Below are 22,497 nucleotides of genomic sequence, written 5' to 3' on the forward strand. Positions count from 1 at the left end.
CTCCGCAACCCGGACCCTGACGTTCCGGGAAAGCGGTCCTTTCTGCCGGATCAGAGTCCGGGCACGGGCAGCATGACGGTGAAGACGCTGCCCACATCCACCTCCGATGAGGCCGAGATGGTTCCTTTGTAGTGCTCGACGATGTGCCTGCAAATGGGCAGGCCCAGCCCCGTGCCGCGCGGCTTGCCCAGTTCCCCGCATTCACTTTGGTAGAATTTCTGGAAGATGAGTTCCAGTTCGTCGGGCGGGATGCCATTACCCGTGTCCCGGACCTCGATTCGGATCATGTTCGGCGAGGCTGCGGCCGCGATCCGTATTTCGCCGCGCGCAGTGTGTTTGTAGGCGTTGGACAGCAGGTTGAGGAGCAGTTGCTGCATTCGGTCCGGGTCGAAAGGCAGGGGCGGCAGATTGTCCGAAATTTCGGTTTCGAGGCGCACGGACCCGTTGTTTTCGAATTGCGGACCCATTGTTCTGGCGGCCCGTTCGATTTCGTCTCCCACGTTGAGCAGAGTGTCGCGCCATTCCATCTGCCCTGCCTCGATCTTGTTGATGTCGAGGAGGTCGTTGATGAGTCTGGTCAGCCGGTCGCCTTCGACGGCGATGACCTCCAGGTTGGCCAGGATGACGTCGCTTTTCCCCTTCAGGCCCAACGCTTCGGAGTGCGGCGCGAAGTGTCGCGAAAACGCCTTGCTCACCAGCTTGGAGAACCCGAGCACGGCCGCCAGGGGCGTGCGCAGCTCATGGGACGCCGACGACAGGAACGCGGCGCGTTGGTTGTCCAGGCGGACCAGTTCCCGGTTGGCCTCCCGCAGCTCCATGGTCCTGACGGCCACGATCTGTTCCAGCTCGTCGTGGGCCTTGGCCAGTTGCCGTTCGGCATTCTTGCGCTGGGCGATCTGGCGTTCAAGCATTTCGTTGTTGCGTTTGAGCATTCCGGTCTGCGATTCCACCTCGCCGAGCAGGGCGTTGTATTCGGCGACCACTTGGCCCAGCTCGTCGTGGCTTTCCCAGACCAGGGGCCTGCGTTCCTCATGGCGCGCGTTGTGCCTGAGGGAAAGCTTGAGTTGATGCAGGGGGCGGCCGACGATGAAATGGAGAACGAGCCAGGCGGCGGTCCCCACCACGGCAAGGAGCACGCACGCGGGCGCGATGTCGTCGTAGCCGCGCTGCTTGAGGTCCGCAAGGAGATGGTCGTTGTGGAACTGGACCTCCAGCCTGCCGATGGTCAGTCTTTCGCCTCCCACGTTGCGGGTCAGCGGCTTAACGGTCGTCAGGACGGAGTGTTCCGGGTGGGATTTCCCTTCGCCTTCCTGAAAAAGCTCCCGTCCCTCGGAGTCGTACAGAATGATGCTGTGCAGGTCGCGGTTGTCCCGGTAGCTGCGCATGAGGCTTTCCAGTACGTCTTCCTGGAAATTCCAGACCGGACCGCTCAGTTCGGCGGCTTTGCTGGCGGCGAAGATTTCGAGCTGGTTCGCGAGATCGGCCATTTCCTCTTTCTTGATGCGGGAGATGTAGAAGGAATAGAGGATGATGCCGGTGACGAGGAAGACCAGCAGCACCGGTAGCAGCATCTTCGCTCCCAGGGAGACGGGAAACGCCTCGGCCGGACCGAATGGGGTGAGCTTCAGATGGCGATGGGCCATGGGCTTACTCCCTCTCCAGGTTTTCGAGGGCCGCGTCCAGTTCCTCCAGGCGCACCCGTTTCTCGGCTTCGGAAAGGTTTTCGTTGTGTGTCAGCTTCAGACGCCGCTTGTACAGTTCCAGCTTGCGGACCGGCTCCAGTTGAGAGTTGTCCGATTCCTGGAATCCGGTCCATTTTCGTGCGGCCAGGTTGGCCGCTTCGCGCCGCACGTCCGCTTCGCTCTTGCCCGGGCCGGGTTTGGCGTAGCCCAGGAAGAAGGCGCGGATGTCCGCCTTGAGGGCCGGGTCAAGGTCTGATCGCACCAGGACCGGATCGGACGGGATGAGCGGCGAGGTCCAGATGACCTTGATGCGTGGGTACAGGTCCGGAAAGCGTGTCTTGAATCGGGCCAGGGCCAGATTGTTGCTGGTGGCCACATCCAGTTTCCCGGAGGCCACGGCCAGGAAATTTTCCTCGTGATTGTGGTGAACGAGCCGCTTGAACGCCCTGTCCGGATCGATGCCGGCGGCGTCGAACAGGTAGTAGCTCGGAACCGTGTACCCCGAAGTGGAGTTGGGGTCGCCTATGCCGAATTCTATCTTTTCGGAATGGGCCAGCACGTCCTCCTCGCAATTCCAGGGAGCCTCCCTGCGGGTGATGAGATGGGCGTTATAGCCCGCCCCGTGCCGGTTTCGGGACTGGACCAGGACTTCCGCCCCGGCGCGGTCCACGGCTTCGATGGCCGCCTTGTTCCCCAGCCAGGCGATCTGGGCGCGGCCAGTGGCCATGTACCAGATCACCCCAGCGTAGTCGTCAAGGGCCACGGCTTTCACCTGTCGGCCCAGGGCATGGGAGAGATCATCGAGCATGGGCTGCCAGGATTCAAGGAGGAATTCTTTGGAGTCAGTGGAGGCCAGCCCCATGACCAGGGGCGCTGCCGGGGCTTGCCACGGCAGGAGCAGAAGGCAGGCCAGGACGATAAACGCCGTTCCGGCGCGTCCGAGGATGCGGTGCTTGTTCATGAGCCGTCCCGGATTGGGGGTTGTGAAAACGAAGTCCCTTGTCGCTACAGGATTTTGTGGTTCCGGGAAGGGCGGTATTCGCGATGTCACGCAATCGTAACGGGACGACGCCGGGACGGGCGAACGAAGAAGGCCGCCCCGATTGCGGAGCGGCCTGCGTTTCGTTGTCCAGGACATGCGGCGTCCGGCTAGTCTTCGAGGAAGTAGTCGACGCTGGTGACGACCCGGACTTTTTTGATTTCCGGGGTGTACTGGTCGCGGTCCTGGAGGCTGAAGTAGCCCTGCGAGGCGCGGCGGATGCCGCCCACCCGGGAGCCGGAGTCCTCGGCGAACTGCTTGGCCGCGCTGCGCGCGTTGCGCGTGGCTTCGGCGATCATGTCCGGCTTGATGTCGTTGAGGCCGGTGAAGGCGAAGGTGGGTCGGTATTCGAAGTTGCGGACGAGCAGCACGCCTCGGGAAACCAATTCGCCAGCGGCAGACATGGCCTTCTTGATAGTGGCGATATCGTTGGAGCGCACCGTGATGACGGACTGGGCGGAGTACCTGTTCACGGCCTGTTGGCCGGGCGAACTGTATTGATTTTCCATGATGCGGGGAGCGGAAGTCATGATCTCCGCGTTGCCCAGGCCCTGTTCCTTGAGGAAGCTCATGATTTCATTTCTGGAGACGGCCAGGGCATTGTCGAGTTCGGGCAGGGTGTCTGCGCCCGCGCCGAAGTTGATGGGCCACATGGCCAGGTCGGCGGGCACTTCGCGCTCGGCCAGTCCCTTGACAGAGACATAGCGGTCCATGGCCTTGAAGTCGATCAAGGCTTCTGCGAGCACCCAGCAGCCGATGATGAATCCGACGGCCAGGATCAGTCCGGTCAATATGGAGTGAAAGGAGGATTTGCGTTCCATGCGATGTCCTTATGAGTTGGAATTTTCCAGTTGCCAGGGAGAATACGTTGTTCACATATGGTTGGCAAGGTGCTGAAGCGGGAGAGAGAAACGGGACGTTGCCGTTTTTTCGTTTTTCCGGTTAATATAAGGATATGAACGGAAAACCCCAAGCGACAAGGATACCGGCATGAAAAAGCATATTTTTACCCTGGCCGCCTGTCTCATCCTGACCGCAGCCCTGGTCCCGGCCGCATCGGCCGCCGACCTGTTCCCCGACCTTGCGCTCCAGGGCAAGATCAGCCCCGAGCATCGCGAATACCTGGGCGCTCCCGAAGGCGACATCAAGATATCGGACATCGGCGCGGACTTCGCGTTCGTGGAGGTGCTCAGCATGTACTGCCCCATCTGCCAGCATGACGCGCCGGGAGTGAACGACATGTTCGCCCGCACCCAGGCGTCGGACAAGGCGGACCGCGTCCGCTTCGTCGGCATCGCCGCGGGCAACACGCCCTTTGAGGTTGCCTTTTACAGGAAGAAGTTCGACGTTCAGTTCCCGCTCTTCGAGGACCCGGAGTACGTGGCCCACAAGGCGCTGAACAACGTGGGGACCCCGGCCTACTACCTGGTGGACCTGCGCGACGGGAAGCGGACGATCCTCATCTTTCACGAGGGCGAGATCAAGGACAAGGGCGCGTTTTTGAAGACGGTGCTGGATACGATGGAAAAATAGGAGGTGGCCCATGAGACGGACGCTGCTTGCCGCGTTCGCGGCCTGCTGTCTGTTGGCTGTCGCGGCGTATGCCGACGATATGACACCCTACCCCGTGGGGCACCTGAAACCCACGGATTCGACGCTCAAGGTCAAGGTGGGCGATACCGCTCCGGACTTCACCCTGCCGGAGATCAACGGCGGCACGGTCTCGTTGAGCGACTACAGGGGCAAGAAAAACGTGGTCCTGTCCTTTGTCCCGGCGGCTTGGACCCCGGTTTGCTCGGACCAGTGGCCCGGCTACAACCTGGCCCTGGACATGATCCACGCCCTGGACGCCGAGCTCATCGGCATCAGCGTCGACAACACGCCGACTCAGGCCCAGTGGGCCGAGGCCATGCACGGGTTGAACTTCCCTGTACTGTCCGACTTCTGGCCCCACGGCAAGGTTGCCGACAGCTTCGGCGTCCTGCGGGGCGACGGCATGGCCGAGCGGGCTGTCATCATCATCGACAAGGCCGGGATCATCCGCTACGTCGACGTCCACGATATCAATTCTCGGCCCGACCTGGGCGTCATGATCGGCGAACTGGAAAAGCTCGCCGAGTAGCGCCTAGCCCCGTGGCCGGGACTCCTTGTCGCGGTCGATGATCTCGGCGAATCGGGTTATGCCCAGGGTTTCGAACACGGACCGGAAGTTGCTGGATAATCCGGTCAGGCAGACCCGTCCGCCCGAGCCCGCGTATTGACGCAACAGCGAAGTCAGGCCGGTGATCCCCGCGCCGTTGATGGAAGCGTTTTTCTCGAAATCGACGAGCATCGTCTCCTTGCCCATGGACGCGGCCTGCTCGAAGGCTTCTGAAAGCCTGGGCATGGTTATGGCCGAGACGTTGCCGCGCACTCCGATGACCGCCGCCCGATCTTCCTCCCTGAGCACGACCTGGCCCTCTTCGTTGCGGGCTATGGTCATGCGTTCCCGGGCGCGGGTCAGGGCCTTTTCCAGGGCCTCGCGCTTGAGCGGCTTGTTGATGAAGTCCGTGGCGTCGAGGTTCAGAGCCTGGATGGCCAGATCCATGTCGCCGTGGCCGGTGATGACAATGACCTCGGTGCCCGGGTTGATTTTCTTGATGGCACGCAGGGCTTCTATACCGTCCATGACCGGCATCTTGATGTCCGTCAGCACCAGCTCCGGGGTTTCCCGCTTGAAGGTCTCGACGCCCTCCCGGCCGTTCTCGGCGGTCAGGACCTCGTACCCGTAGGCGGTGAGCAGGAGGGTGAACATCTTCAGCGTGGGCCTTTCATCGTCTATGACAAGTACTTTGTTGTTCATGCCTTGGACTCTCCTCGGGTGCCGGCGGCAGGGAATTCCATGCGGAAGACCGTGCCTTGTCCTTTGGTGCTGTTTATGCGGATTTCTCCGCCGTAATCCTTGATGATACCGTAGGTGATGGCCAGGCCCAGACCCATGCCCTGGCCAGCTTCCTTGGTGGTGAAGAACGGTTCGAAGATTCTCTGCTGGTCCGTCTCGTCGATGCCGCCGCCTGTGTCCTCCACCTCGGCGTAGACCCGCTGATCCTCGTTGCCGGTGCGGATGATGATCCGCCTGTCGCCGCTCTCGGCGTTGGAAATGTCGTTGATGGCGTCGCGGGCGTTGGTCACCAGGTTGAAGATGACCTGTTGCAGCCGGTTGGAGTGCGCCTGCACGGGACTGAGGCCCTCGCTCAGTTCCAGCTCGAAGCGGATGTTGTCTAGTTCGAATTGCCGCCGGACCATGGACAGGACCGCCCGGACCGGCTGATTCAGGTTCACGGACTCCTCCATGAGATCGGACTTGCGGCCGAAGGAGCGGAGGGTGTCGATGATCTCGGCGGCGCGGTCTACCTGCGTCGAGATTTCGTTGACCACTTCCTTGAAGTGCTCCTTGGGTATCTCCAGGTCCTCCTCCTGCATCATGGACAGGAATTCGCTGCCGACCTTGATGGCGTTGAGGGGCTGGTTGATCTCGTGGGCCATGCCTGCCGACATCTCGCCCAGGGACTTCATCTTGCCCGCCTGGATGAGCTGGGCGTCCTTCTCAATGAGTTCGGTGATGTCCGTGACGGCGATGATGATGGCCTGCTTGCCTCGGTAGGAGATGGGGCAGGCGTGCATGTTCACGAAGAAGGGCTCGCCGCCGTTCTTGTAGTGCAGCCGCTTGGGATAGTAGACGCATCCGCCGCCGATTTCGGAGAAATAGTTCAGGCAGGCAGTGTTGTGCTCCGGTCCGAGTTGCAGGAAATCCAGGCCGATGAGTTCGTCCATGGGGTAGCCGTAAAGCTCGGTGGCCCGGGGGTTGGCGTCCCTGATCCTGCCCGTGGCGCAATCCACCACGAAGATGGGGTCCGGACCGGAATCGAACAGGGAGCGGTACTTTTCCTCGGATTCGCGCAGGCGGCGCCGGTAGAGCTTGATGGACCAGACCATGTTGCGGAAGGAGTCGCCGAGCTGGATGACCTCGTCGCCCTCGTGCTTGCGGTAGAAGGCGCAGTCCGCGCACTTCCGATGGGTCTCGGCCGGGGTTTGGCCGCTGCGCGACTGGTCGAAGTGCCAGCACGGGAGATCCGTGTTGGTGAAGGCCGGGCATTCGGCCGAGTTCCAGTCCTCGCCCGAGCCGAGTTTGAGCGGGATGTCGAAGTTGCCCCGGCTGATCTCGTCGGACAGCCTGGTCAGGTCGGATACCGGCTTGGTGATCCGTTTGGACAGCCAGCTCGACAGGATGATGGAGATGATGACCACGGCCGAGATGAAGCCGAGGAAGGCCACGCGCAGCTTGCCCACCAGGGTGTCGATGTGCCGCTTGTTCAGGCCGACGTGGACCGTGCCGATGCGGTACAGCCCCTCGTGGATGGCCGCGGCCAGATCGTAGACCTCCTGGCGGCCCAGCTCCATGAGCATGATGGAGTCGTTCTTGCCCGGCGCCAGGGTGTTGGCGCGCAGGTTGTCGGGCAGGGGATGGGTCAGGGTGTGGGCGAGGATGTTGCCCGCCTGGTCCTCGATGAAGATGTAGGTCACCAGGTCCTTGCGTTGCCGCAGCCGCGCCTCGTCGAAAATGAGGGCCAGCAACTTGGGGATGTCGTTGTCCAGGATGTACGAGCCGCCGCGTTCGGCCACGGAATGGGCGATGGCGAAGCCGCGCATCTCCAGTTCGTTGGTCAGGGACGAGACCAGGATGTAGCGCGAGATCAGGGCGATGGCCACGGAAATGAAGAGAACTGCCGCCAGCATGGAAATGAGCAGCTTCTCGCGCAGGCCGATGCGGGCTAGACGGGCGAATCGACGTTCTCCGGCGGTCATCGCGGCGTCTCCATTTCCTTCTTGAATTCGGCCCAGTCTGTGAAGGGGAGGAATCGTCCGTCTCGCAGCTTGGTGAAGTGGATGGCGTCCAGCCCCTGCCGGTCATGCGGACCGTATGTGATGGTCAGTCCAGGGCCGAGCTTGAAGTCCTTGATGGACTCTATGGCCTGGATGAATCCTTCGCGTGTCAGGTCGCGGCCCGCCCGGCGCAGCCCTTCGACCAGGATTTCCGCGTTGAGAAAGCCTTCGAGGCCCACGAAGCTCGGTGTGTCTTCCGGATAGTAGCGTTTGAGCAGCTTGACGTAGTTCCCCGCCGAGTCGGCCGGGTCATCGGACTCAACGGGCGGCGGAACCACCTGGGACATGAATACGTGTGCCGGGGAGGCCCTGCCCACGCGCCAGGCGAGCTCTTCGGCGCCGACAAAGGAAACGGTGTAGAAGATCGGGTTGTAGCCTTCTTCGACGGACAGGTTGATGAACCGGGCGCAGGCCCCGTATGTCCCGATCATGACCACGGCTTCGGCTTTGGACCTGCGTATGCGGTCCAGGCCCTCCTGCACGTCCAGGGTGCCACGGATATAGGAACCGCGCGCCACGGGCTCCATGCCGAACTGTTTCAGCGCGAGCTCCGTGCCGATCAGGCCGTCGAAGCCGTAGGCGTCGTACTGGTAGAAGACGGCGATCCTGGTCAGGCCGAGGTCCTTCACCATGTGCCTGACCGCGGCCATGGTCTCCTGGTAGTAGGAGGCCCGGATGTTGATGACGTAGCGGCTGGGCGGCTGCCGGAGCGCGTTGGCCCCGGTGAACATGCCGATGAGCGGGATGCGCGCGTCCTCCACCAGAGGCAGGGCCTTGATGGTGGTCGGGGTTCCCACGTAGCAGAACAGGGCGAAGACCTGCTTGTCGACTATGAAGTGCTGGGTGTTGGCCAGGCATTGGGGCGGATCGTAGGAATCGTCCATGACCTCGACCACGATCTTGCGGCCGTGGACCCCGCCTCGTTCGTTGACGTAGCGGATATACGCCCTGGCTCCCTGGAGGGTCTGGGTGCCGAGATAGCCCGCGTGGCCGGACAGGGTCAGGGAGGAGCCGAGGATTATTTCGGTGTCGGTCACTCCCGGCGTCCGGGCGTCCTCCGCAGCGGTGTCCTCGGACGGATCACACCCGGCAAGAGCCAGCGCGAGGCAGATGAGGATGCAGATGAGGGGGGTGTTTCGCACGGTTCGGCTCCATGTTTTGGTGGCGGCAAATAGTCGCTCTTCCCCGTTATCTTTTCGTCGGGAAAAACACAAGAAACCCCCATTTCCCCACGAAGCAACATCGTCCATGCCCGCGACATGCGGGGAAAAAGACCCCGGCAGCGTGGGCTGCCGAGGTCATGAAAAACTCCGCTTGCCCCAGGCCTTTCAGCCGGACGGTGTGGCTCACGGAGGTGTTCCCGCATGATGCGTACGAGAAGGAAAACCCCGGCGCGGGCGGGAGGGCCCGCGCCGGGGGGAGTGGGTCGTTATGAGGTCATGCGCTTGACCGGGCGGCCCAGTTTCGCCAGGAACTGCTTCCTGGACAGGGGGCCGCGACGGATGCCGGAGGCGTCCGCGGACAGGGACTCGTAGTAGCTGTCCGGATCGGTCTGCACCAGGTAGATCACCCGTACATATTCGGCGTCCACCAGCTCCGCGTCGGGATATTTCCCGGCGACGGCGGCGAGCCGCTCCTCGGCCAGAGCCAGCATCTCGTCCCGGTCACCGAAGTTCATGGCGCCGGTGGGGCAGGTCTGGACGCAGGCGGGCAGCATACCCGCCTTGACGCGGTCCACACACATGTCGCACTTGACCACCTGGCCGGTTTCCTTGTTGACGCGGGGGATGTCGTAAGGACAGGCCATGGAGAAGGCGTCCTTATCGGGTTCCTGGGCGGTCAGCTCGGTGTAGACCACGGCGCCGGTCTCCTGGTCATGGATGATGGAACCGGGAATGGTCATGGCATCCAGGCAGGGCGGTTCGACGCAGTGACGGCACTGTTCCGGGAAGAACAGCCACTGCATTCCGCTGTCGGTCTCCACTTCCTCGAAGCGGACCAGTTTAAGGGTCGTGCCGGACAGGTCCTTGGGGTTCTGGTGGGAACCCCAGTTCTCGGTCTTTTCGGCGGGCAGTTTCTTCCATTGCTTGCAGGCAACCTGGCAACCACGGCAGGCCGTACACTTGGTCAGGTCGACGAAGAATGTTTTACTCATTTCATTCCTCCTTTACGCCTTGCGGACGTTGACCATGAAGGCCTTGGTTTCGGGGATACCCGTGTTCGGGTCGCCTACGGACGGGGTCAGCAGGTTGGCGGAGTCGCCGCCATCCTTGGGCCAGGTCCAGCCGAAGTGCCAGGGCAGGCCCACCTGGTGGACGACAGTGCCCTGGACCGTGAACGGCTTGAGGCGGCTGGTCACGATGGCCTTGGCCCAGAGGGAGCCGCGCAGGGAATCAACCATGACCTTCTCGCCGTTCTTGATGCCGCGGAGTTCCGCCAGCTCGGGGCTCATCTCCACGAAGACCTGCGGCTCGGCCTCGACCAGCCAGGGCTGGTTGCGGGTCATAACGCCGGTCTGCCAGTGCTCGGTGACACGGTAGGTGGTGCCGATCAGGGGATACCTGGGATCGCACACGGCCTTTTCCTCGGTGTCGAAGGTGAGCGCCGTGGGGTTGTGCAGAGTGCTGGAGAACGGGTGCGACTTCACCGGGCATTCAAGCGGTTCGTAGTATTCCGGGAACGGACCGTCGGCCCGTCCGGGACCAAAGAGCTGCCCGAAGCCGTGCTTGCGCATGATGAAGGCGTACTTGGTGCCGGGAGCCCAGCCGCCGTCGGGCACGTCGCCCACCCACTTCTCGCCGTTCCAGGCGATGACCGCCTTTTGCGGGTTCCAGGGCTTGCCCTTGAGGTCGACCGAGGCGCGGTTGTACAGCACGCGGCGGTTGACGGGCCAACACCAGGAGAAGTTCGGGTACAGGCCGATGTTGGCCTGTTCCGGAGTCTGGGTCAGGTCGCGCCGTGCGGCCATGTTGCCCTTGTCGGTGTAGGAGTGGCAGTACAGCCAGTTGCCCGAACAGGTGGAGCCGTCGTCCTGCAGGAAGGCGAAGCTCGGGACCTGTTGGCCCTTTTTGTACATCTTGCCCTTGATCTCCACGTCACGGGTGAAGTGGCCGTTGATCAGCTTGGCCGTCTTGTGGGGATCGAACACGCCCTTGGTGGCGATGGAGTCCCAAGTCAGACGGGTGATGGGTTCGGGATACGCGCCGCCTTCCTTCTCGTACAGGTGGCGGATTTCCGCCATCAGCTCGTACATGAGGTCGCCGTCGGGCTTCAGGCCGTTGGGCGCGTCGGGTCCCTTGTAGCGCCACTGCATCCAGCGGCCGGAGTTGGTGATGGAGCCTTCCTTTTCGATGGACACGGCGCAGGGCAGGAAGAATACCTCGGTCTTGACCTTGGTCGGGTCCATGCCGGGGCCTTCCCAGAACCAGCCGGTTTCGTTGGGGAAGATGTTCACGTTGACGAGCCAGTCGAGGTTGCCCATGGCGCGCCGGTTCTTTTCGGCGTTTGCGCCGGAGCAGGCCGGGTTCATGCCCCAGGCCAGCAAGCCCTTGAACTGGCCCTTTTCCATTTTGTCGAACAGGGTCAGCCAGGAATATTCCATGGCCGAGCCGGAATCGAGCCTGGGCAGGAACTGGTAGGCTGCCTCGGGGGTGTCGTCCTGCCACATGGCCTTGAGGAGCGACGCCGAGTATTTGGGGAAGTTGCCCCACCAGTTGGCGGACTTGGGATCGTTGGAAACCGGGGTGTTGGCCTTGTTGTACGCTTCCAGGGAGGACTGGGCAGCCTTGGGGGTGCTCAGGTAGCCGGGAAGGATGTGGTACAGCAGGCAGTGGTCCGTGGACCCCTGGACGTTGGACTCGCCGCGCAGCGCGTTAACGCCGCCGCCGGCGATGCCGATGTTGCCCAGCAGAAGCTGGATCATGGCCATGGCGCGGATGTTCTGCACGCCCACGGTGTGCTGGGTCCAGCCCATGGCGTACATGATGGTTCCGGCCTTGTCGGCCGTGCCGGTGGCCGCGTAGGTCTCGTACAGCTTGACCAGGTTTTCCTTCTTCATGCCCGAGATGGAAACGACCTTGTCGAGATCGTAGCGCGCGTAGTGCTTCTTCAGGAGCTGGTACACGCAGTTGGGATCGGCCAGGGTCGGGTCCTTCTTGGGATTGCCGTCCGCGTCCATGGCGAAGGCCCAGGTGGACTTGTCATAGGAACGGGTGGACTTGTCGTAGCCCGAGAACATGCCGTCCTCGAACTTGAACTTGTCGCCCACGATGAAGGAAGCGTTGGTGTAGTTCACCACGTAATCCCGGAAGATCAGGTCGTTGTCCAGGATGTACTTTATCATGCCGCCGAGCACGGCGATATCCGCGCCGGAGCGGATGCCCGCGTAGAAGTCGGCCTTGGCCGAGGTCCTGGTGAAACGGGGGTCGACGTGGATCAGGGTTGCGCCCTTTTCCTGCGCCTTGGTCACCCATTTGAAGGAAATGGGATGGTTTTCGGCAGCGTTGCTGCCCATTATGAGAACACAGGTGGAGTTCTGGATGTCGATCCAGTGGTTGGTCATCGCGCCGCGTCCGAACGACTCTGCCAGAGCCGCAACAGTCGCGCTGTGTCAGATACGCGCCTGGTGCTCCACATACACCAGGCCAAGGCTGCGGAGCATTGTCTGGTAAGCCCAGCACTCCTCGTTGTCCAATGCGGCGGAGCCCACGGAGGCAATGCCGTCGCAGCGATTGACCACCTGGCCCTTCGCGTTTTTCTCGGTCCAGGTCTTGTCGCGGGAATCCTTGATCCTTTTGGCGATGGTTTCCAGCGCCCAGGACAGGGAGACCTTCTTGAATTCCTTGGCGTAGGGAGCCCTGTAGAGGACGGAGTCGGGGCGACGGTCGTTCTCGGCCAACTGCCAAATGGATGCGCCCTTGGCGCAAAGCGCGCCTTCGTTGATCGGGTGGTCGGGATCGCCCTCGACGTTGACGGCCCGCATGTCCTTGAGGGACGTGTTCACGACCAGGCCGCAACCCACTGCGCAGTAGCAGCAAACGGACGTGGTCTGTTTGCTCCATTTCGGATTCATGGCCGACACATGGTCCGGCAGCGTCGCCGCCGTGGCCTTGCAGCCGAATCCGAGCCCGCCGAACGCCGTGGCCGTGGCCGCGACAGCGGAGAGCTTGAGGAAGTTTCTACGATTGGTGTGCATTCTACCTCCTGTGTTGAATGCGGGTCAGCGCCCGCGGATCTCGCGGCCGAGCGCCACGAGCAGCTTGTAGCCCCCAGGTTGGACAGCGGGACCGCAGCCGACCGGTATGAACACGGGGTCGCCGCAGGGACGGTGAACCACCGGGGTCATGCATTTTGCCGCCTGACGGACCTCTGCCGAGGCGAATCCCAGCCCGGCGAAGGGCATGGCGGCTACCGCGGACGAAGCCTGTGGGTGTTGATTGTTCAAGCGCATACGCGTACCTCTCCCGTTTTTTCTATTATTCTCCTTATTATCCATAGCCGAAGGGCGGGCAAAGAAAGGAGTCTTGCGGTTATTCTTACACAGGGAAAAATGTGTTTTATTTAGCAGGATGACGCCATGCCTTGCTTCGCTTTATGTCGGATTTGACATAAATTGATTTTCGCCCCACGGTTTGACACCAATGAAAACAGTGGCCGCAAAGGGGAATGGCGGATGCGGAAAAGCCCGGTTCCGAAGGTGCGGAATCGGGCTTTTTTTCGTTATGGCAAGGTGTTGCGGACGCGCTAGTCCGTGTTCGGCACCAGGGCGCAGAGGTAGGCGGCCAGAATCTCGCATAGGGGTTTGTTCCGATTGTTGAAGCGGAATTCCAGCTCCTTCATGTACAGGGGGAACCGCTGGCAGGATATGCCCCGGAATTTCTTGATGCGCGATTGGGCGTATTCCCAGAATTCGTCGTGCACCGCGTCGATGTGCGGGGGCTCGTCGTAGCGGCGGATGACCTCGTAGGGCAGGGAGTCGTTGCCGCAGAACATGAGGGCGTCGTATTCCTTGTAGCGGTCCGTGTAGACCAGGTTGCCCGAGCGGATGAGCTTCAGGTGGAAGTTCATGTGGAAGTGGAACAGGGTCTCGGCCTGGAAGCCGGGCACCAGGTCGATGAAGACCAGCCCGTCGCGGCGCAGGATGCCGTAGACCGGGATGGTGTCCATGTGCATTTCGCGTGGACCGCCTGTTAGCCTGTTGCCCTTGAGGTAGGAGTCCAGGCCCGTGGCCGGGCTGATGAGCTGCCGGGCGTCCAGGGCGTTGGCCAGGATGGCGAAGCGGATGGCGGTCAGGGCCTTGTAGACCGTGTTGTAGGACAGCCCCAGCTCCTCCTTCATCTGGTGGACCGAGCGTTCCTCGACGAAATGCACGATGAGGCGCAGCCACTCGCCGGGGCTCAGGGCTCCGTTGTTGATCCACCGCCCGGAGAAGGGCTGGAAGGTGTACTTGCAGGCGGCGCAGCGCAGCCGCTCGCCGGACAGGGTGTAGACCTTGCGGTGCCCGCAACGCGGACAGAAAGGGTCGCCGGTGGGCCAGGCCAGATCCAGCAGGTAGTCCCTGGCCTTGTCTTCATCGTGCAGCAATGCCTCGAAGGCGGCGCCGTCATCCGCCGGGACGGCCGGTATGAGATGCGAAGTCTTCTGCATGGCGTCCCGCTGTGAACCAGGCATGGTCTCCTCCCGATGTTAGAACCCCCAGGCGGACAGGGTGGCCCGCCGGTATCCCTGGTTGGCGGCCACGTAGTCGAGGGCCAGGGAATCCAGGTCGTCCAGGACCGGGAGCGCAACGCGGTCCAGGTTCCGGAAATCAATGGTCTTGACGTAGGTTTTGCACGTCTCGCAGACGTCCACCCGGAATCCGGGCTCCTCGTCCACAGTGAAGAAGGTCAGCTTCTTCTGGTCGTCCTCGCCGCAGACCGGGCAGGCGATGCGCTTGATCCGGTAGTGGTGGCGGCAGAATGAGCAGGTGGCGTGACGGAATCCCTCCTTCTGCTCCAGGGAGGAGATGAGCGGCATGGCCCCGCACACGGGGCAGGTGCCCACGGGCGAAACCTTCATTTCGGGGAGCTTGGCGGCGAGCATTCCGGCGGCGGCCTCCATGGACGGTCCCATGGCTGCCTGGGCCAGGAACGGCAGTGTCCTGGGAGCGCCCGGCATCCGTTCCGCCCATCCGCCGAAAAAGGCGGAGTCGTCGTCCAGAAAACGCCGGAACAGCTCGGCCGGGGTGAGGTCCCCGGACTCCAGGGCCTTGGCCGCGATCTCGGCTCCGTCGCCCAGGGGGCCTTCGACCTTGCGGACGATACGGATCAGCTCGCCGAGCAGCCGTTCGGCCTGGGCCGCGTCAAAGGGAAAGTTTTCGCGGTTGACCAGGGACACGCCCTGGAGTACGGCCTCGGGCGCGGCCAGTTCCTCATCGGACGGCAAATGCACTTCCGCTTCGGGCAGCGCGGTCAACTGTAGGTGCGCCACCTCATCAAGCAGGTCGATAAGGTCCGATGATATGTAGGATTTTTTTCTCAGCTGCGCCAACTTGCGGTCGAGTCTGCGCGTCTCTTGGGCCATGTTGCGTTCCATGTGGTTCTCCAGAGTGTTTTCCGATCTGGAAAAACAGTATGAGTGTGCGCAACATCATGCCAAAGGTTTTGCACTTACTCAAGGTCTGACACAAAAGTATTGCAACTTATTGAGATGAAAGGTTTTGTTTTGTAGACATTATGCCAAAAAAGACATATTCTCGATTGGATGCATCAATAAAACAGGCCGGTTACAAAGATGAAAAAAATCGTTGGCGTTCGTCGAGAAGATGCTTCCGCGCGTATGCAATCGGCGCGGTCGGTTTCCCTTTCCCTTTGCGGACGGTGACGCGCGGGCGCGGGACCTCCGGATACGGGGGCCCTTTGGCGGGGGGCCGCCAAAGGGCCTTCATGGGTATCGTTGCTGGTTATGATTCGCAGAGCACGATGGGCAAAATGAAGATCGCTACGCCGGCAGCGAAGATCAGCCCGATCAGGAGCAGCTTCCTGAGCGAGTATTCCTTGGGCGAATAATCGATTTCAGGCTCCTGCGAAGAGGATTTATCCGTGTCGGGAAACTTGAGATCAGCCATAAGGTAAGAGAACCTCCGTTGTTCCAACGAGTGGCAATTTCGCGTGGGACGGCTGGGGCCCCGCGGCATCGGTCGAATCTATGACGCGACGGGGGAGAACGGAGGTGCCCGGGCCGGGATCGACCCGTATGCGGAGTGGAGGGCGAGGCGGCTTGAGGGGGCGCCGGACAGGAACGCGGCCGCCCTGACGAAGTCGGCGGCCAGTCTGTCGGGACTTAAGGCGAGCACATGCCCCTGTTCAAGGAATTCGGGGCTCGTCCGATGGAGGGGCTCGACGCCGCATGTCGTTGCTTCGGCATGGCCGGGCGCGGAAAGGAGAAAGCCGGAATCGCGGCTCAACTCCTGCCCGTCGTCGAGGAAACGTCCGCCGTCCACCTGCGCCAGGCACAAGGCCAGCAGCAGGAAGACGATCAGTCGTGACATATGGCGGTTCTTGATTGGCAACGGTCCGGCTCGCATTCGGTTTTTGGCTTGTCGCGCGAGACGCGACCCGTCAGCGCTATCATGAGCCCGCACTTCCTGCAAAGGGACATTTCGGCGTACCGGGCGCGGGGAGCGGCGTCAGAAACCGATGATCCTACCGTTGTCGTTGTAGACCCAGAAGCTGTCGTCGCGGATGTTTCCGATGAGGGTGATGCCGGTTTTTCTGGCAAGTTCGACGGAAAAGCTAGTGGCCACGGCCGTGGAAGCCAGCACCGGGACGCCGATGCGGACCACCTTGAGCAGGATTTCCGAGGCCACCCGGCCCGTGGTCACGATCATCTTGTCGTCCACGGCCACGTCGTCCAGGAAGCATTGGCCGCACAGCATGTCGATGGCGTTGTGGCGTCCGATGTCCTCGCGGAAGAGCAGGATTTCCTCCGGGGTGCACAGGGAGGAGTTGTGGCAGCCGCGCGTGGTCTTGTACAGCGTGGACCGCTCGTGAAGTTCCTTGGCCAGAGCGAGAATCTGTTCCGGGGAGACGTGTACGTCGCCGCCCACCGTGCGTTTGGAGATGGTCGCCACGTTGCGTCCGAAGTTCGTGCCCTTGCCGCAACCCGAGGTGATGGACCGCTCCATGATCCGGTCTTTCCACGGATCGTGGCAGGTCTCCACCTCGGCGGTCAGACGGTCGCCCTCGTCGCGCACGGTCAGGTCCGTGATCTGGGCGGGGCTGGAGATGAAGGCGTCGGACTTGAGAAAGCCCACCGCGAGGTACTCCGGGTATTTGGCGGTGCACAACAGGGTGACCACCTCGCGCCCGTTGAGGAAGATGGTCAACGGCACTTCCCGGATGGAACTGATGGTCTTGCGGGAGAATCCCCGTCGGTATTCGTGTATGTCGTATTCGTGGCTTTCCGAACTCATATCCGCCTCCGTGCGCCGCGCGCCTTCCCTTCAGGGCATTCCTTAATCCGGACGCGGGCTGCGGGCAAGCCGACGGATTTTGCTTTGATTTTCACACCTCGACCGGCGGTTGCGGAGTCGTCGGCCCGGGGAAACGTGCACCGTCCGCCGCGACGGCGCGTAACTTTCGGCCGGGTGCCGACGATATTGATGATGAACGGCCGTGTTCGGCCTATGTGGGGACGGAAGACGTTCCCCGGCCGCCGCGCCGTATGCGTCGGGACGGCCGACCATTCCCGTCCGAGGAGGCGACCCTGATGATTCTTCCCGTTTGTATTCCGCTGGAAAGGCTTGAGCGCGTGCTTCGCGCCATGCGGACCGATCCCGGCCTGACGCCCGCCGAGTTCGCGCCGGAAAGGGTGTCCGGGAATGTCGACTCCCGGACCGAATCCGGCCTACAGGGACTCCAGCAGGGAGGTCAGGGTGTTGCCTTGCGCCTCGTAGGTGGCGAGCAGCGAGTCAAGGGCCGCGTATTTTCGTTGCAGTGAGGTCTCCAGGGCGTCCAGCCTTTTCTCTTCATTATATATCTGGTTGTCCAGGCCGGTGACGTTTTCCTCGTAGTGCTCGATGAGGATGGTCAGGGAGCCGGTTTCCGCGTTGGTCACGGCGTCCAGCGAGTCGGAGAGTTCCCCGATCTTGCCCTGCTTGACCCTGCACGTCCCTTCGTAATCGCCGTCCGCGTTCGCTGTCACGGACAGGTAGAGGCCCTTCGCGGTTCCGCCGGAGGCGAGAATGGTCCAGCCGTCCACCTCGGCCTCTTCGCCGTCCACCCGGGCGGAAACCAGTTCGCCGCCGGAGATCGTGTACTCCACGCCGTGCTCCCCGGCCCCGGTCACGCCGTCGATGACCGAGATGACCTGCAATCCCTCGCTGTCCGATTCACCCTGGGCACGGGCCGAGAACAGGGAGGCCACGGCTTCGGCGTCCTTGTCCAGGGCGTCCTCCAGGTCGTCCTCGTCCAGGATGAGCTGGCCGTAGGTGTCCGAATCCTCGTCCGTATCGGTGCTGAAGCCGATTTGCGACAGGGCGGTGTAGTAGTCGCCGCCCCCGTCCTCGGACCAGGTCTTGAACCCCTGGGCCGCCGACGAGACGATGGATTTGATGTTGTTGTAGACGATGTCCAGTGCATAGCTGTCCACGGTGTAGGTCTCCTCGTCGGAGTCCTCTTCGGCGGTAACGCGGCCCGTGAGAAGCTGAATATCCTCGATGATGGCGTTGAGCGATTCCTGGAACTCGACAATGGCGTCGTACATGCCGTCGGTATCGTAGCCCACCGAGACCTGGAGCGTGTCGCCGTCCGTGGCGTCCTTGAGCTCGAAGGTCAGGCCGTCCACCACATCGTCGATGGAGTTGGAGGCCCGTTCGATCCAGTCGTCTTCGCCCGGCGGGAATCCGTCCACCTTGATCTGCGAGTCCTGCCCGGCCTGGGTGTTGACGAATTCTCCCGCGCTCATTCCGGTCAGGGAGCCCGTGTCGGCGATGGCGATGACGTTGTCGTCGCCCACGTCGCAGCTCTTGAGCATGAGATAACGAGTGTCGCCGTCGTCCATGACCGAGGCCTCGAACTTGTCGCGCGCGTCCACCGAGCCGTTGATGGCCGAGACCAGTCCGTCCAGGGTGGTGCCGGAAGCCACGTCGATGGTGATGTCCTCCCCGCCGAAGCTCACGGTCAGGGAGGTCGCCTCGTCGGCAACCACGTCGTCTTTGGATTCGTAGCCCGCGCCCATGCTCACCCAGACGTCGTTCAGGGCGAGCTGGTTGACCTCGATGGTGTGGATGCCTGCATCGGCGTCGCCGTCGGCCTCGACCTCCACTTCCTCGCTGCTGACGCTCGCGGTCATGGAGTAGAATTCGTCCGGCTCGTCCATGTCGTCCAGGAGCGTGTTGAAGTCGTCGATCTTGTCCGAAAGCTGCTCCATCAGGTCGATGACGTATTCATACTCGTCCTTCCTGTCCTGGTATTCTTCAAGCTGGAAGCTCTCGGAGTCGACGATCGCGTCGATGATCTCGGAAAAGTCCGTGCCGTTGCCGAGCCCCGAAAAGGACACGTCGCCCGAGGTGGTGATCGGCTTGTATGTCTCGACCGTGCTGGAGAGGGATGAGATGTAACCCATGGCGGCCTTCTAGATGTAGTCAAGCAGGGACATGCTCATGATGCTGGACGAGGTCGAAAGGACCGCTTCGTACACGTAGTTGGCCTGTTCCAGCTCGACCACGAGCTGGGTGGCGTCGGCGTCCTCCTCGCGGCTGATGGAGTTGGCGGCCAGCTCCTTGATCAGCGAGAGCGACGTCTGGGTGTAGGTCACCTTGTTCTCCCGCGCTCCGATGTCCGCCGCGCCCGTCTCCACGGTCTCGTGGCACTCGCCGAGGACCTCCAGGCAGCGCGCCGCGCCCTCGTGGTCGCCGTTCTCCATGAAGACGATGCAGTCGGACAGGGTCTCGAACAGGTTGGGGGAGTCGAAGGGCAGGCCCGTGGAGTCGTCCACGCCGCCGAAAATGTCGCTGCCCACCGTGTTCATGTCTTCGGAGGTGCTCTCGGAAACGGCCACGGACATGGCCTTTGCGCTGCCGGTGTAGACGCACGCCTCGCGCAGATGGAAGAGGGAGCCGCCGCCGTCGCCGTCCGCGGCGGTCACGGCCGTGCCCGCCGCCAATTCAACTTGGGCGTCGCCCAGGTCCAGGACCGTGTCTCCCGCCGCCAGGGTGGCCTGGGTCCAGGTCTCGCCGCCGTCCGTGGAATATTCGTAGTCCAGACCGTCCGTTCCCACGGTTCCGTCCGATGTGAAGCGCACGGCCACGGTCTCGTCCACCTCGCCGGACAGGGACACGAAGTCCGCGCTGTCCAGGGAGTCGTTGGACAGGGTCACGCCCAGCCCCATCTCGTAGGCGTTGTCGCCGATGTCGTCGCCCGCGAAGACCGAGTCCGAGCCCATTTCGGTGTTGGCCATGGCGTACAGCGCGTCGAGGTGTCCCTCCATTTCCAGGGCCATCATCTTGAGCTCGTCGTCGGTGTAGGTCTCGGTGGAGGCCTGCTCGCACAGCTCCATGGCCGCGGCGATGGTCTCGCTGGCCGTGGACAGGACCTGGTCGGCGGCGCCGAGGTAGTCCAGGGCGGTCCCGCAGTTGTCTATGTAGCCGCTCAGGGAGGACTCGTAGGCGGAAAGTTCCACCACCTTGCCCATTCCAGCGGGATCGTCCGACGGGCTGTTGATCCGCTTCTGGCTGGCGTTCATCATCGTGAGCTTGCTCACGTCGTTGAGGGCCGAGTTCATCTGGTTGAGGGAAAGCGAAAATATCTGTGCCGTGCTGATGCGCATGATAGCCTCCTGCGGATCAGACCAGGTCGAGGACGGTGTCCATCATTTGCCTGGTCACGCTGATTATCTGTGCGGCGGCCTCGTAGGCCTGCTGGTATTTGGTCAGTTCGATGAGTTCTTCGTCCACGTTGACCTCGCTGGTGGCGGACTGCTGTTCGTAGAGGTAGCTCACGGAGGTCTGCGCGTAGGTTTGCTGCAATTCGGCGGCGGACGCCGCCGAGCCCGCGTTCGCCGTCAGGGTAGCCACGGCCGAGGCGAGGCTCGTTTGCAGGCCGCCCACGGAAAGGGTCGTCTCGTACAGGGTGGCCAGAGAGGAGGCCGTTTCGTTGGAGCCCGAGGCCACCAGACCGTCTTCCCCCACCGAGCCGCTGTTGATGTGCGCGGGGTCGGTGGACGCGTAGCTGTTGATGGCGATGGTCGAGGCGTCGGTGCCGGTGAAGAAGGTGTTCAGCCCGAGGGCGGCGGCCAGGTTCGAGGAGTCCCCGGCGGTCTCGAATTCCATGTCCGCGCCCGCCGTGAGCTGGAGCCGTCCGTCCGAGACCGTTGCGGTCAGCTCCCCGCCGAAGGCGGCGTTGATGTCCGCGGCCAGATCATCCAGGGAATCCGTGCCCGGGTCGACGGACAGGATCGAGGTTGTCGATACGTTGCCGTCGGCGTCGTAGGTGGTCAGGGCCAGCTCGCCCGTTTCGACGGCGTCCGCAAAGGGCAGGCCGCTGTCGCCGAGGGGGGCCGAGGCGTCGTCCACGGCGTAGCTGCCCGTGAGGGATGTGTGGTGGGTCAGCCCCGCGCCCGAGGCATGGATTTCGTTGACCTCCCGGATGAGGGCTTCGGCCATGTCGTCCAGGCCGTCCAGGGTGGGGGTGACCGTGTCGTCGCGGGTCAGGAACAGCCCGGCCAGGCTTCCGCCGGATGTCCGGCCCGAAACCATGTTTCCGGCGTCGTCCGTAAGCGGTGTGATGTTGACCGAATCCCCGTCGCCGGACTGCCAGTAGAGGCCGGATTTGGCCACGACGGTGTACCTGTCGCCCACGGCGTGTTCTCCGGTCCCGTCCTCGAACCAGATGGACACCCCATTGATCTCCGCCGGGTCGTCCGCACTACCCGAGGTGTAGAGGATGACGTCTCCGTCGTCGTCGGTCTTCCAGGTCGCGCCGCCGTCGGTGGACACCTTGAACTGCGCCGCGCCATCCGCCCCCTGGGAGACGAATTCCATGAGCAGCTCTTCGCTTGAGGAGCCCGAATAGCTCAGGCTGCCGTCGTAGTCCGAACCGCGCACCGGGGATTCGGAAACCTTTGCCTCCTGGTATGCCAGGCTGTGTGTTTCGCTTCCGTCCACGAGACTGTACCCCTCCCCGGTCAGGATGGTGACCGTGTTGTCGGATTTGTAGAGGACCTCCACGCCGATGAGCGAATCGAGCTCCCGGATCTTTTGGTCCCGGTCGGACACGGCCTGGTTGTCGTCCGGGTTCGCCGCGATGGCCGCGTTGAGTTCGGCCAGGTCCTCGATGAGTCCGTTAGCCCCGTCCACCTGGTCCCGGATGTCGCCGTTGATGGCGTCCGTCATGGAGGTCAGGCTCGCGGCGGTGGATTGGAAGGCGTAGACCAGGGTTTCGGCCTGGCCGAGCAGGGCCGCACGGGCGGATGTGGAGTTCGGGTCGGTGACCAGCTCGTTCCAGCCGTCGAAGAACTCCTCCAGGACGTCGCTGATGCCGCCCTCGGATTGGTTCAGCAGGGAGTCCAGCCCGTCCAGGTAGTCCAGGGCGCTGGTCTGGGCGGCCAGGTCGGCCAGGGCGTCCAGGTATTGGTTCTCCACGAACTTGTCCCACTCGGACTGGATGGCCGTGATGTCCGCCCCGGTGCCGACGGTGATGCCGTTGATCGTGATGGAGCCGCTGGTGTCGTAAACCGCCGTGGTGCGCTGGTAGCCGGTGGTGTCCGCGTTGGCGATGTTGTTGGATGCGTTGTTGACGGACACCTGCGCGTTTTGCAGCGCGGACTTCCCTATGCTGTAGAGGTTGTTGATCATCCTGCCCTCCGGTGGTTCCC

At 62.6% G+C, this 22,497-nt stretch carries 19 protein-coding genes; 2 read left to right on the forward strand and 17 right to left on the reverse strand.

Annotated elements, in window-relative coordinates:
• Positions 1 to 50 precede the first annotated feature (50 nt).
• The 3 genes from LF599_RS03680 to LF599_RS03690 form a co-directional block, all read right to left on the reverse strand.
• Complete coding sequence (locus LF599_RS03680) at positions 51 to 1,643, reverse strand: HAMP domain-containing sensor histidine kinase (RefSeq protein WP_279522334.1); 1,593 nt, start codon at positions 1,641 to 1,643, stop codon at positions 51 to 53.
• 4 nt (positions 1,644 to 1,647) lie between these two features.
• The gene (gene phnD, locus LF599_RS03685) at positions 1,648 to 2,643 is read right to left on the reverse strand and encodes a phosphate/phosphite/phosphonate ABC transporter substrate-binding protein (protein WP_279522335.1); all 996 of its coding nucleotides are present in this window, start codon (positions 2,641 to 2,643) and stop codon (positions 1,648 to 1,650) included.
• Positions 2,644 to 2,831: 188 nt separating this feature from the next.
• Positions 2,832 to 3,542, reverse strand: coding sequence for an SIMPL domain-containing protein (locus tag LF599_RS03690; RefSeq protein WP_279522336.1), 711 nt, complete (start codon positions 3,540 to 3,542; stop codon positions 2,832 to 2,834).
• Positions 3,543 to 3,711: 169 nt separating this feature from the next.
• On the opposite strand from LF599_RS03690, the gene LF599_RS03695 reads away from it, so the two are divergent.
• Both LF599_RS03695 and LF599_RS03700 read left to right on the forward strand, forming a co-directional pair.
• Positions 3,712 to 4,254, forward strand: a complete 543-nt coding sequence (locus LF599_RS03695) for a TlpA disulfide reductase family protein (protein ID WP_269941760.1) — start codon at positions 3,712 to 3,714, stop codon at positions 4,252 to 4,254.
• Positions 4,255 to 4,264: 10 nt separating this feature from the next.
• On the forward strand, positions 4,265 to 4,843 hold the full coding sequence (locus tag LF599_RS03700; protein ID WP_279522337.1) for a peroxiredoxin: 579 nt from the start codon (positions 4,265 to 4,267) through the stop codon (positions 4,841 to 4,843).
• A 3-nt stretch (positions 4,844 to 4,846) separates the two neighbouring features.
• Here LF599_RS03700 and LF599_RS03705 read toward each other — a convergent pair whose 3' ends face one another.
• The 14 genes from LF599_RS03705 to flgK form a co-directional block, all read right to left on the reverse strand.
• Positions 4,847 to 5,563: a response regulator gene (locus LF599_RS03705; protein WP_269941759.1), complete on the reverse strand. Its 717-nt coding sequence runs from the start codon at positions 5,561 to 5,563 to the stop codon at positions 4,847 to 4,849.
• On the reverse strand, positions 5,560 to 7,566 hold the full coding sequence (locus LF599_RS03710) for an ATP-binding protein (RefSeq protein WP_279522338.1): 2,007 nt from the start codon (positions 7,564 to 7,566) through the stop codon (positions 5,560 to 5,562). The genes LF599_RS03705 and LF599_RS03710 overlap by 4 nt, the downstream gene beginning before the upstream one ends.
• Entirely contained in the window at positions 7,563 to 8,786 is a 1,224-nt protein-coding gene (locus tag LF599_RS03715) for an ABC transporter substrate-binding protein (protein ID WP_279522339.1), read from the reverse strand. The genes LF599_RS03710 and LF599_RS03715 overlap by 4 nt, the downstream gene beginning before the upstream one ends.
• 287 nt (positions 8,787 to 9,073) lie before the next feature.
• Positions 9,074 to 9,799, reverse strand: a complete 726-nt coding sequence (locus LF599_RS03720; RefSeq protein ID WP_269941758.1) for a 4Fe-4S dicluster domain-containing protein — start codon at positions 9,797 to 9,799, stop codon at positions 9,074 to 9,076.
• 12 nt (positions 9,800 to 9,811) lie between these two features.
• Complete coding sequence (fdnG, locus tag LF599_RS03725; protein WP_279522340.1) at positions 9,812 to 12,838, reverse strand: formate dehydrogenase-N subunit alpha; 3,027 nt, start codon at positions 12,836 to 12,838, stop codon at positions 9,812 to 9,814.
• Between the two features lie 24 nt (positions 12,839 to 12,862).
• On the reverse strand, positions 12,863 to 13,093 hold the full coding sequence (locus LF599_RS03730) for a hypothetical protein (protein WP_279522341.1): 231 nt from the start codon (positions 13,091 to 13,093) through the stop codon (positions 12,863 to 12,865).
• A 293-nt stretch (positions 13,094 to 13,386) separates the two neighbouring features.
• Positions 13,387 to 14,289 carry a transposase gene (locus LF599_RS03735; protein ID WP_450091456.1) on the reverse strand — a complete coding sequence of 301 codons (903 nt, stop codon included), beginning with the start codon at positions 14,287 to 14,289 and terminating at the stop codon, positions 13,387 to 13,389.
• A 39-nt stretch (positions 14,290 to 14,328) separates the two neighbouring features.
• The gene (locus tag LF599_RS03740; protein WP_279522342.1) at positions 14,329 to 15,216 is read right to left on the reverse strand and encodes a formate dehydrogenase accessory protein FdhE; all 888 of its coding nucleotides are present in this window, start codon (positions 15,214 to 15,216) and stop codon (positions 14,329 to 14,331) included.
• A 367-nt stretch (positions 15,217 to 15,583) separates the two neighbouring features.
• Positions 15,584 to 15,748 carry a hypothetical protein gene (locus LF599_RS03745; RefSeq protein ID WP_269941753.1) on the reverse strand — a complete coding sequence of 55 codons (165 nt, stop codon included), beginning with the start codon at positions 15,746 to 15,748 and terminating at the stop codon, positions 15,584 to 15,586.
• Positions 15,749 to 15,826: 78 nt separating this feature from the next.
• The gene (locus LF599_RS03750; protein WP_279522343.1) at positions 15,827 to 16,171 is read right to left on the reverse strand and encodes a hypothetical protein; all 345 of its coding nucleotides are present in this window, start codon (positions 16,169 to 16,171) and stop codon (positions 15,827 to 15,829) included.
• Between the two features lie 138 nt (positions 16,172 to 16,309).
• Complete coding sequence (fdhD, locus tag LF599_RS03755; RefSeq protein ID WP_279522344.1) at positions 16,310 to 17,095, reverse strand: formate dehydrogenase accessory sulfurtransferase FdhD; 786 nt, start codon at positions 17,093 to 17,095, stop codon at positions 16,310 to 16,312.
• 434 nt (positions 17,096 to 17,529) lie between these two features.
• Complete coding sequence (fliD, locus tag LF599_RS03760) at positions 17,530 to 19,248, reverse strand: flagellar filament capping protein FliD (RefSeq protein ID WP_279522345.1); 1,719 nt, start codon at positions 19,246 to 19,248, stop codon at positions 17,530 to 17,532.
• Between the two features lie 9 nt (positions 19,249 to 19,257).
• Positions 19,258 to 20,451 carry a flagellin N-terminal helical domain-containing protein gene (locus LF599_RS03765; RefSeq protein ID WP_269941751.1) on the reverse strand — a complete coding sequence of 398 codons (1,194 nt, stop codon included), beginning with the start codon at positions 20,449 to 20,451 and terminating at the stop codon, positions 19,258 to 19,260.
• Between the two features lie 16 nt (positions 20,452 to 20,467).
• A complete protein-coding gene (flgK, locus tag LF599_RS03770) occupies positions 20,468 to 22,477 on the reverse strand; it encodes a flagellar hook-associated protein FlgK (protein ID WP_279522346.1) in 2,010 nt (669 codons plus the stop codon).
• Between the last annotated feature and the right edge of the window lie 20 nt (positions 22,478 to 22,497).

Origin of the sequence: Pseudodesulfovibrio thermohalotolerans (assembly GCF_021353295.2) — a bacterium.
GTDB lineage: Bacteria > Desulfobacterota > Desulfovibrionia > Desulfovibrionales > Desulfovibrionaceae > Pseudodesulfovibrio > Pseudodesulfovibrio thermohalotolerans.